We start from the raw sequence: 9,981 nt of genomic DNA, 5'->3' as shown, positions 1-9,981 counted from the left end.
GTGTTGCAACTCACCGGAGTTGCAATGCGCTTGATGTGAAGCGCCTGGGCAGCCAAGATGCCCAGCACGTCGCCGCGCAGCCACATGCCAACGTCATCTGCCAGGAGCGGGCGGTCGGAATCGCCGTCGGTGCTGAAGATGGCGTCCACGAAATCCTTGTGCGCAAAGTCGCGGGCGAGTTCCTCGTCTTCCTTACGGATCGCTTCCGTATCGACCGGGATAAAGGTTTCGCTGCGTGCAAACGGCTTCACCGTGGCACCCAGGCTTTCGAGAACCTTGACTACGATATCGCGGCCCACGGCGGAGTGCTGGTACACACCGATGGTGAGCCCCTGCAAGGCCTTCGTGCCGAAAAATTCCGGATAGCGCTTGCAGTAATTCTCTTCGGCTTCCGTTTCGACAGACGGGAGCTCCGGGGCGGCCTTGAGCATGCCGTTGCCGTCAAAGATCGATTCGTCGAAGTCGACGGACTGCGAGACGATTCCCTGTTCGTCCTTCTTGGAAATTTCGCCCTTCGGATGGTTGAACTTGATGCCGTTACGGTCGGCGGGAATGTGGCTGCCCGTCACCATGATGGTGGGGAGAGCCTTGTCTAGGCCGTAAAGTGCGATAGCCGGGCTCGGGATGCGACCGCAGTAGATAACCTTCCAGGAGGAATCGGTTCCTGCCTTCACGAGGGCCTTGAGGATGCGTTCGGTACTGGGGCGCAGGTCGCCTGCGATGGCGATGGTGTGCTCGCACTGGTAGCTTGCCTCGCAGTACTTGATAAAGGAGCGCGCGTAGACGTAGCATACGCGGTCCGTCATGGCGGTCACCAGGCCGCGGGCACCGCTCGTACCGAATGCGACGCCGGACTGTTTCATCACCTCTTGCATCGAGACGCTCATAGAAACCTCTTTCGTTGTTAGTTATTGATTATAACTAGGCCGTCTTTTGTCGCTAGGAAAAATAAAAAAATTAGGTATGGGTGAAAATTATTTATTTTGAATACCGACAAAACAAGAGAACTCCTATGCCCCTGAAAATTGTCCGCGACGACATTTCGAAAGTAAAAGCTGACATCATCGTGAATTCGGCAAATCCGCTCCCCATTTGTGGCGGTGGTGCGGAGTATCACATTTTTCAGGCTGCCGACTACGACGAACTTCTGAAGGCGCGTGAGCAAGTTGGCAAAATCTGTGTATCCGGAATCGCAGTGACACCGGCATTTGCCCTGAAGGCGAAATATATTATTCATACGGTAGGGCCCAAATGGAATGGCGGCAACTCGGGCGAGGCTCTCTCCCTTGAAAACTGTTACCTGGGGGCGCTTTCCAAGGCTCGTGAACTGGGGGCAACTTCCATCGCGTTTCCGCTGATCTCGAGCGGCGTTTACCGGTTTCCTTTTCTCAAAATGCTCCCGTCGAATCGGAAGACAGGCTCTGTGCCATTGAAGAATCCCGTAGTGGCATTTTTACGGGGCTTTCTCGCAAGGAATATTTTGACGAAGGCAAAAGCCTCGAGGATATTCTTGCAAGGCCGTGCGAAACCTTCTGTGACAAGCTCTTCAGCCTCATTCACGAAAAGAATCAGGACGACGTGGAAGTCTACAAACGCGCAAATCTCGACCGCAAGCATTTTTCCAAGATACGCAGCAATGTGAACTACAGACCCACCAAGAAGACGGCGCTTGCGCTCGCCATCGCCCTGCACCTGAATATGGACGAGACTGCCGACCTGCTCGCGCGTGCCGAACTTGCGCTTTCGCCATCCAACAGGGGCGACCTGATTGTCATGTACTTCATTGAACGGCAGAAGTACGATATCTGGGAAATCAACAGCATGCTCTTCAAGTTTGGGCAGCCGACCCTGGGTGTCTAAATTTTGCAAAAAAAAGCCTTTTTTAAATGTCGCCTGGTAGGCGACCAATTCCTCCGTAGCAACATCTATTATTGCTTCCGTTAACCGGTCGCAAACGTAAAGGTGCGAATGTACTAAGCCGGCGACCATCACCAAAGTCGCATTAATAGCGGCATGGAGGCAATCATGAAAAAGGGACTTACCGAAATCGTCTTTATCCTGGACCGCAGCGGCTCCATGAGCGGGCTCGAGAAGGATACCATCGGCGGATTCAACACCACAATCGAAAAACAGAAGAAGGAGGAAGGCGAGGCTTTCGTTTCGACGGTACTTTTTGACGGCGAGATGGAAGTGCTGCACGATCGCGTACGCCAGATGGTGAAACGTCAGAAGGAAAAGTACGGCTGGGAATTTATATTCCTAGGGGCCAATATCGATGCGATCGAAACTGCAAGGAATTACGGGATCGACGAGGATTGCGCCGCGAACTTTGTGAACGACGAAGCTGGAATCGGAGTCATGTACGCAGCACAATGCTGCCTCATGAGCGATATCCGCAATAATCGCAGCGAAAGGAATCGCAAGTGGGCCGAAAACGTTGATGGCGATTTCCGTCGCCGTCAGCGCCAAAAAGCCTAGGAGTTGTCCGCTGCGTTCAGGATTTCCCGGTAGGTTTCGACGAGCCTATCGAGAGAAACGGCGCAGTTGGCAGGCGACGTGGAGGGGAGCTTTACGGCGTCGATGCCGACTTCGGCGGCGCAGTATTTCTGGTATAGCTTATGTGCGGTTGCCCCGGTACAGAATACCCGGGCGACTTTTGACTTTTTGACAAGTTCCCCGATTCGGTTCGGTACGACATCCTCGATGCTCGTGTCGGATGCGCCCACGATGGTGCAGCTCTCGAGCACGTCCCAGAGTGCCACGTGGTGCTTCTTGAGCATTGCTTTTTTCTGCGGAATCGTTTCGGGGGTCTCTTCGCCCAGGACCTGTGCCATCACCTTCCAGAATCGGTTTTGAGGGTGCCCGTAATAGAAACCCTGCTCGCGGGATTTCGGCGAAGGGATGGATCCGAGCAGCAGTACGCGGGAGTTGCTGTCGAATAGCGCCGGAAACTCGTGGGTCACGAGGCTGCGCGCGTTTTTCGTTGCGGCATGGGGCTTCCGGTTCTCTGTCCTGCTTTTCGTTGTCATGGAGGCTTGTCGTAAATATAGTTTGTTCGGCTACTTTATTTTCTATATTCTGTTTCATGGATAGAGCACGCCGCCGCAAATTTGGCCAGAACTTCCTGGACGTTCCCACCGCGCAGATGATCGCCGGTGACCTGCCCGCAAATGCCGGCGAGGCCGTTCTGGAGATTGGCCCTGGGCACGGCGCTCTCACGGAACACCTGCTCGACCGCGCCGTGGAACTCACTGCCGTCGAAATCGACGAGCAGTGCGTTGAATTTTTGAACCAAAAATTCCAGGGCCGCGAGAATTTCCATGTCGAAAACGTCGACTTCCTCAAATTCGACCTGCAGGCGTTCCTGGATTCTCACGAAAAGCCGTGGGTTACCGGCAACTTGCCCTACAATGTCTCTACCGCGATTATCGCGGGTCTCATGCCGCGCCTTCACATGACCAAGGGTTTCATGGGGATGGTGCAACTCGAAGTCGCCGAACGCATCTGTGCTGCCCCTTGCAGCAGCAATTACGGAAGCCTTTCCGTGCTTGTGTCCGCCTACGCCGATACGCAAATCTTGCGCAAGATTGGTCCCGAGCATTTTACGCCGCGCCCCAATGTCGACAGCGCGACCATGCTGCTCACTCCCAAGGCAGAACCGCTTGATGCCCCCGAAGGCTTCTTCGATTTCGTACGCGCCGCCTTTACGCAGAAAAGGAAGACGCTTGCGAATTCTTTCGGCCGGGCTTACGACAAGAAGAAAATCCAGGAAGCTATTGAGTTGCTGGATTACCCCACGACCGTGCGCGCCGAGGAACTTTCGCCTTCGCAGTTCCTGGAATTCTACAGGGTCATCGTTCACTAGTCATTTCGATAAATAATCAATTTAATTGATTGTTTTGATAAAATAATGCATTTGACATTGTTGTGTTTCCTCTGCGAACCAGAAATGTCAATTATTTTCTTCGGCAAAAATCTCTCAAGTTGTATATTTTAGTTAGGAAAAACTTTAAGGCGGTATTTATGCTGATAGAAAAGATTGCATCCCCTGCAGATGTGAAGAAGATGGACACGGAAAGCCTCAAGGCACTCGCGGCAGAAATACGCACGGCGCTTTTGAACAAGATTTCAAAATGCGGCGGACACCTCGCACCGAACCTCGGATTCGTGGAGCCGACTATCGCGCTGCACTATGTTTTTGAATCGCCCAAAGACAAGATTGTCTACGATGTAAGCCACCAGAGCTACACGCACAAGATTTTGACAGGCCGCGCCGAAGCGTTCCTGAATCCGGACAAGTACTGGAGCGTCACCGGCTACACCGAACCCTGCGAAAGCGAACACGACCATTTCATGATTGGTCACACCTCGACTTCCGTGAGTCTAGCGCTCGGGCTAGCAACCGCACGCGACATCAAGGGCGAAAAGGGCAACGTGATTGCAGTCATCGGTGACGGTTCCCTGAGCGGCGGCGAAGCGTTCGAAGGCCTCGACAACGCGGGCGAATATGCGACGAACTTTATCGTGGTGGTAAACGACAACGAAATGTCCATCGCCGAAAACCACGGCGGACTTTACGGGAGCCTCGCAGAACTCCGCGCCACGCAGGGCAAGAGCGAAAACAATTACTTCAAGAGCCTCGGCTTTGACTACCTGTATGTAGAACAAGGTAACGACATCGAATCGCTTATCGCGGCATTCAAGCAAGTGAAAGATTCCACGAAACCCGTGGTGGTGCACATCCACACGCTCAAGGGCAAGGGCTACAGCTTCGCCGAAAACGCGAAGGAAGGTTTCCACTGGGCCGCACCATTTGACATCCCGACCGGCGTGGTGAACTGGGGCAACGGCGAATCTTACGGTGCAATCCTCGGCGAATACCTGATGAAAAAAATCAAGGCCGACCCGAAGGTGGTCGTAATCCATTCCGCAGTACCTGCAGGCATCGGATTCTTTGCCGACCGCCGTAAAGAAGCGGGCAAGCAGTTTATTGACGTGGGCATCGCCGAAGAGCACGCCGTCGCACTCGCCTCGGGCCTTGCCAAAGGCGGCGCCAAGCCCATCTACAGCACGCACGGTACATTCATCCAGCGTACCTACGACCAGCTTTCGCAGGACCTGTGCGCAAACAACAACCCAGCCACACTGCTCATTACCATGTCCGGTGCCGACGGCATGAACGATACCACGCACCTCTGCATTTTTGACATCGCGATGATGAGCAACATCCCGAACCTGGTTTACCTCTGCCCCACTTGCGTAGAAGAGGCCATCGCCATGATGGATTACGCGATTGACCAGACAGAACACCCGATGGCCATCCGCATCCCGAACGGGGTCTCGCACAGGAATGTGGCATTCGACAAGGATTACTCCAAGCTCAACGCATTCAAGGTTGACAAGCGCGGAAGCAAGGTGGCCCTGATCGGCCTCGGCAGTTACTACGCTCTCGCTGAAAGTGCTGCAGCAGAACTTGCCAAGCAGGGAATCGACGCCACCATTATCAACCCGCGATTTGCCACGGGCGTCGACTGCGAAGTGCTTGAAGGACTGCGCGCCGACCACCAGGTAGTCGTGACGCTCGAAAACGGCGTGGTCGATGGCGGCTTCGGTGAGAAGATTGCCCGCTTCTACGGCGACAGCGACATGCGCGTTTTGGTAAAGGGGCTCAAGAAGGAATTCTACGACAAGGTCCCTTACGGCGAACTCATGGAAAGGAACCGCCTCACGCCCAGGCAGATTGTGGAAGATATTTTAAGTAGACCCTAAATTGGGTTTTAAAACTACAATTTCTGAATTAAAAACCCATTATAGGGTTGTTTTATAGACAGAAATTTAGTATATTTAAGATAGATATCCAGGAGGTCGACATGTACAGGGCAACACCGCTTACAGAACAAACCGCTCTCAAGGAGCTTGGCGAACGCATCCGTGCGCACCGCATTGCCCTGGACCTTTCGCGCGAAGCCCTCGCCGAAAAGGCGGGCGTCGGCAAGAATACATTGGTGCGACTCGAAATGGGCCAGAGCGTAAGCCTCTCGCACCTTGTCAAGGTGTTGCTCCAGTTTGGCTTCGCCGAATCGCTTATCGACACCGTTCCCGACTACAGCCGTAGCCCCATGATGCTCCTTCGCGAATCGCAAAAGCTGCCCCAGCGCAAACGTGCCGGTCGCAAGAAGAAGGCTGCCGCCAATGCGCCCTGGGTATGGGGAGAGGATAAATGACCTCCGTCGAGGTGCAGCTCTGGGGAACGACTGTCGGGGCGCTCTACCAAAAAGAGGGCGACGAATTCGCTTCGTTCGAATACGCTCCAGACTTCGCCCGCAGTGGCATAGAACCCGCGCCGGTCGCCATGCCCGTACGCAGCGGCGCTATCTACCGATTTCCGGACCTTTCTCCCGCCACTTTCCACAGGCTGCCGGGACTATTCGCCGATTCCGTCCCCGACAAGTTCGGCAACAAGATTATCGACCAGTGGCTTGTCCAGAACGGCAGGGACCCTAAAAGCTTTACCGCGCTCGAACGGCTCTGCTACACCGGCTCGCGCGGCATGGGCGCACTCGAGTTCTACCCCGTCATGGGTCCCGACCCCGTCAAGAGCGAACCGCTTGAAATCGAAAGACTCCGCACCCTCGCGGCCAACATCCTGGACCAGCGCAAAAAAGTAAAGGTCAGGCTCCGCGAGAGAGACGCGTTCGAACAGATTGTCCGTGTCGGGACATCTGCCGGAGGCGCCCGCGCAAAGGTTCTCATCGCTTATGACGATTCTACAGGAACCGTGCTCTCGGGGCAAGTCCGCGCCCCCGAAGGATACGGCTACTGGCTCCTGAAATTCGACGACATCGAGAACAATCGCGACAAGGAAAACGCCGACCCGGCAGGTTTCGGGGCACTTGAATACACCTACAGCCAAATCGCAAAAGAAGCCGGAATCCAGATGACGGAATGCCGCCTGCTGGAAGACGGCGATCATAGACACTTCATGACGCGCCGCTTCGACCGCACCGAAAACGGCGGCAAACTGCACTACCAGTCGCTTACGGCCATTGCGCACTACGACTTCAACATTGCGGGGGCGTACAGCTACGAGCAGGCCTTCGCCATCGCAAGGCAAATCGGGCTCACTACTGCCGACATCGAACAGATGTACCGCAGGGCCGTATTCAACATTTGCGCGAGAAACCAGGATGACCACACGAAAAACATCGGCTTCTTGATGGACAAGCGCGGCAACTGGTCGCTCGCCCCCGCCTTCGACGTCACCTACGCCTACAACCCGGCCGGCCGCTGGACCGGAACGCATCAGATGACCTTCAACGGCAAACGCGAAAAATTCACCCTCGAAGACTTCAAGGCAGTGGCAAAAAGCGCGGGCCTCGTACAGGGGCGCTACAAGCGAATCCTCGAGCAGGTGCAAGATGCCCTCGCAGGCTTCAAGAAACGCGCCAAGGCGAATGATGTTCCCAAAAAGCTTGTGCAGGAAGTTGCGAAGAATTTAATTAAATTTTAAAGACCCTAAATTAGGTCTTTAAAGTATATTTTTGAAAGTAAAATCCTAAATTTGGGTTATATTTAGACTTCACAAAATCAGTGTAATAGGCTTGTCAGCTACGAGACTGTCCGGTGCAACCTTGCAGTCAATCACGAAAATTTCCACACCCGCCTTCCGGGCGTTTCGAAGCGCCTTGCCGAATTCAGGATGGATATTGTCGTCGGGGCCAAAATGTTTGCATCCCTTCATTTGAATGAGAAACAGGACGCCGCATTCGTAGGAAGTGCCGTCTTCGGCGGTCACACGTTCCGATTTTATGCGGGTTAATTCCGTCAGGTGCTTAATTCCTCTTTCTGTAGGGGCGTCAGGAAAGGTGGCGAAACCATCGTGCTCCAGGGTGACGCCCTTCACTTCTAAAAACATCTTGCGGCCCGCGAATTCGATGTAGAAATCGAACCGAGAGTTCCCGAAGGTGTATTCAGGGCGAACCAGCTGCAATTTTGGGAAACGCCGCTTGTTTGCTCTAATCCATTCTGCCGCCACCTTGTTGGGGGCCTGACTGTCCATGTTTACGAGAACCGTGCCTCTAGGCGTAACCTTCTCCACCGCAATCAGGTCGTAAGGAGTCTTGCGGGCAGGATTCGTGGACTGTTCTAGGTAAACAACCGTACCGGGTAACAAAAGTTCCCGACACCGGCCTGTATTTTTCACATGAACCACGGTCTTTTGCCCTTTGATGTTCACATGGGCTATAAAGCGGTTTGGCCGAGAAACGAATGTTGCCTTTACAATTTTTCCGTACTGCATTGCTTTTAGGGAATATACATCTTTTTCAGGGACATTAGGCAAATTTAGAGATTCGTCCGAGTAAAAATGTAATAAAGTAAGAACTCCCCGAGCGCTGGGCCGGGGAGTGGGTTTACTTGGTCGGTGGGGCTACTTGCCCCTAGGCGGATTTCCGCCACGACCGCCACCAGACTTGCCTCCTGTAGTAGAAGGCCATCCAGCTCCATGAGGATTGACGGGCGGCTGTCCATTATGCTTAGACATAGGTATTACCTCCTTTATGCTGCTAAGGGTGAAGATTGCTGGGAAATAGATTCATTTCTAATCCAGCCGACTTGCGAGAAATACTGACGCAAATAGCGATAGTAATCCCGTCGAAAATTTTCAAAGGTTCTCGGATCGCTAGGGGTGCTCGGGACCACGATAGTTTTATTGGCATATTCCGCCACATGGCGAATAATGACGTGTTTACCGTGTCTAACGATTTCCCATTGACCAGAACGAAGAATGTTCTGAACGAAATCGCGGATGTTTTTGTCACTGGATATGTACTGTTGCATTGCGTTATTCCTGTTTTGTTGAAGGTTGTGCAAATGCAATGCAAAAATGGTGCCATTCGTAAAAAGGGCTTTTTTTGATAAAAAAAGCATCCTTTTTTGGCAGACATCACCATAACAAGAAATAATTTTCTCTAATGCGAAATAAATTTCTTATATTAACAAACAAGGAGAGCTTTTTACACAAAAAAAACAATCGGCTATTTGGCATGTTTTTTGCAGGAAGGATTTCGCCCAACAATGGAGGCTTACCATGAGTTTAGTTAGCTACTTATCATTAAGCACGAATCCTGGAAAGATGGCGTTCGAAGCGCGCAAGACACTGAAGCCATACCGAGACTTCCTAAATCGGCAGATACAATGTATTGATAGATGCAATGTCGTCAAAAAGGCAGAGTGGACTCCGTTCACGGACGAAACGGAAAACACGAATAAAACTGACCCAGAAGGCTCCGATAACGAAATTGAGAAGGTCAAAAACAAAAGGACTTTATATAAGATTCGCCTCAACCCCATTAGCGAAAAAGATGATTTAGATATTTTCTTTACAGAAGAGAATATCAGCCAATTATACGCAATTGATCCTGTAGAAGACAACAATAAAATCAAATGGGATAGTTCCAAAGTATGCAAAAAAATTTTTGTTCTTAGTTATGACGAAGAAGAATACACATTAACCCTAGACGAGAAGCCTTCCAAAAAATGGATAGCGATTCGCCCCGACACATACCAGCTAAAAAAGCAACTGGAAGCGATTGACCGTCTTTACGAGAGCCCAAACCCACGCTTATCTCCGATAACTCGACTATTGCTTGATAATAACGAATGGACAAATTTATGGAATGATGTTGAGCAGGAATACACCAAAGACTCCGTTGACTGGCAACTATTAGACAACGATTCCTTTGATGGTGTTGACGAACAGCGTCAATTTGTACTGAAAGTGCTCAATACTCCTGAATTCGCTTTTTTAGAAGGCCCTCCGGGATCAGGGAAAACACGTGCAATCTGTGAAACGATTCGATTACTTATTTCAGAATCCGCGCGGATTCTTCAGCAGTCAGAATCCCCTTTGCCACAGCTTCGCGGACCATTGTATCTGTCCACAGTCCCATGCGGTACCAACGCTCAATTTTCTCCTTCATG

At 52.1% G+C, this 9,981-nt stretch carries 11 protein-coding genes and 2 pseudogenes; 8 read left to right on the top strand and 5 right to left on the bottom strand.

What is annotated here, in order from left to right; translation table 11 throughout:
- Window positions 1–887, bottom strand: a pseudogene (locus Q0628_RS06430) (phosphomannomutase); the annotation flags it as partial.
- Window positions 888–1,012: 125 nt separating this feature from the next.
- On the opposite strand from Q0628_RS06430, the gene Q0628_RS06425 reads away from it, so the two are divergent.
- From Q0628_RS06425 to Q0628_RS06415, 3 genes are all read left to right on the top strand, one after another.
- Window positions 1,013–1,642: a macro domain-containing protein gene (locus Q0628_RS06425; RefSeq protein ID WP_298769278.1), complete on the top strand. Its 630-nt coding sequence runs from the start codon at window positions 1,013–1,015 to the stop codon at window positions 1,640–1,642.
- Window positions 1,639–1,860: a hypothetical protein gene (locus Q0628_RS06420; RefSeq protein ID WP_298769276.1), complete on the top strand. Its 222-nt coding sequence runs from the start codon at window positions 1,639–1,641 to the stop codon at window positions 1,858–1,860. The genes Q0628_RS06425 and Q0628_RS06420 overlap by 4 nt, the downstream gene beginning before the upstream one ends.
- Window positions 1,861–2,025: 165 nt before the next feature.
- Window positions 2,026–2,478 carry a hypothetical protein gene (locus Q0628_RS06415; protein ID WP_298769274.1) on the top strand — a complete coding sequence of 151 codons (453 nt, stop codon included), beginning with the start codon at window positions 2,026–2,028 and terminating at the stop codon, window positions 2,476–2,478.
- On the opposite strand, the gene Q0628_RS06410 is transcribed toward Q0628_RS06415, so the two are convergent.
- Window positions 2,475–3,029, bottom strand: a complete 555-nt coding sequence (locus Q0628_RS06410) for a DNA-deoxyinosine glycosylase (RefSeq protein ID WP_298769273.1) — start codon at window positions 3,027–3,029, stop codon at window positions 2,475–2,477. The genes Q0628_RS06415 and Q0628_RS06410 overlap by 4 nt on opposite strands.
- A gap of 56 nt (window positions 3,030–3,085) precedes the next feature.
- Here Q0628_RS06410 and rsmA point away from each other — a divergent pair, with 56 nt between their 5' ends.
- The 4 genes from rsmA (at window position 3,086) to Q0628_RS06390 (ending at window position 7,510) form a co-directional block, all read left to right on the top strand.
- Window positions 3,086–3,865 (top strand): 16S rRNA (adenine(1518)-N(6)/adenine(1519)-N(6))-dimethyltransferase RsmA, encoded by a 780-nt coding sequence (gene rsmA / locus Q0628_RS06405; RefSeq protein WP_298769272.1) that lies wholly within the window; start codon window positions 3,086–3,088, stop codon window positions 3,863–3,865.
- Window positions 3,866–4,023: 158 nt separating this feature from the next.
- A complete protein-coding gene (locus tag Q0628_RS06400; RefSeq protein ID WP_298769271.1) occupies window positions 4,024–5,769 on the top strand; it encodes a 1-deoxy-D-xylulose-5-phosphate synthase in 1,746 nt (581 codons plus the stop codon).
- Between the two features lie 101 nt (window positions 5,770–5,870).
- Window positions 5,871–6,224, top strand: coding sequence for a helix-turn-helix transcriptional regulator (locus tag Q0628_RS06395; protein ID WP_298769269.1), 354 nt, complete (start codon window positions 5,871–5,873; stop codon window positions 6,222–6,224).
- Window positions 6,221–7,510 (top strand): type II toxin-antitoxin system HipA family toxin, encoded by a 1,290-nt coding sequence (locus Q0628_RS06390; RefSeq protein WP_298769267.1) that lies wholly within the window; start codon window positions 6,221–6,223, stop codon window positions 7,508–7,510. Before Q0628_RS06395 ends, Q0628_RS06390 begins: the two co-directional genes overlap by 4 nt.
- Before the next feature lie 69 nt (window positions 7,511–7,579).
- Here the strand turns inward: Q0628_RS06390 and sfsA are convergent, their stop codons facing one another.
- Window positions 7,580–8,299, bottom strand: coding sequence for a DNA/RNA nuclease SfsA (gene sfsA / locus Q0628_RS06385; RefSeq protein ID WP_298769265.1), 720 nt, complete (start codon window positions 8,297–8,299; stop codon window positions 7,580–7,582).
- A gap of 257 nt (window positions 8,300–8,556) precedes the next feature.
- Window positions 8,557–8,838, bottom strand: a complete 282-nt coding sequence (locus Q0628_RS06380; protein WP_298769264.1) for a hypothetical protein — start codon at window positions 8,836–8,838, stop codon at window positions 8,557–8,559.
- 250 nt (window positions 8,839–9,088) lie between these two features.
- On the opposite strand from Q0628_RS06380, the pseudogene Q0628_RS06375 reads away from it, so the two are divergent.
- Window positions 9,089–9,817 (top strand): annotated as a pseudogene (locus tag Q0628_RS06375) (hypothetical protein); the annotation flags it as partial.
- A gap of 46 nt (window positions 9,818–9,863) precedes the next feature.
- Here the strand turns inward: Q0628_RS06375 and Q0628_RS15705 are convergent.
- On the bottom strand, window positions 9,864–9,950 hold the full coding sequence (locus Q0628_RS15705; RefSeq protein WP_366979062.1) for an XkdX family protein: 87 nt from the start codon (window positions 9,948–9,950) through the stop codon (window positions 9,864–9,866).
- Between the last annotated feature and the right edge of the window lie 31 nt (window positions 9,951–9,981).

The sequence above is a fragment of the uncultured Fibrobacter sp. genome (assembly GCF_937877005.1).
In the GTDB taxonomy this organism is placed as follows: Bacteria; Fibrobacterota; Fibrobacteria; order Fibrobacterales; family Fibrobacteraceae; genus Fibrobacter.
The sequence above is the reverse complement of the archived record's forward strand: the minus strand, read 5'-3'. Positions and strand labels throughout refer to the sequence as shown.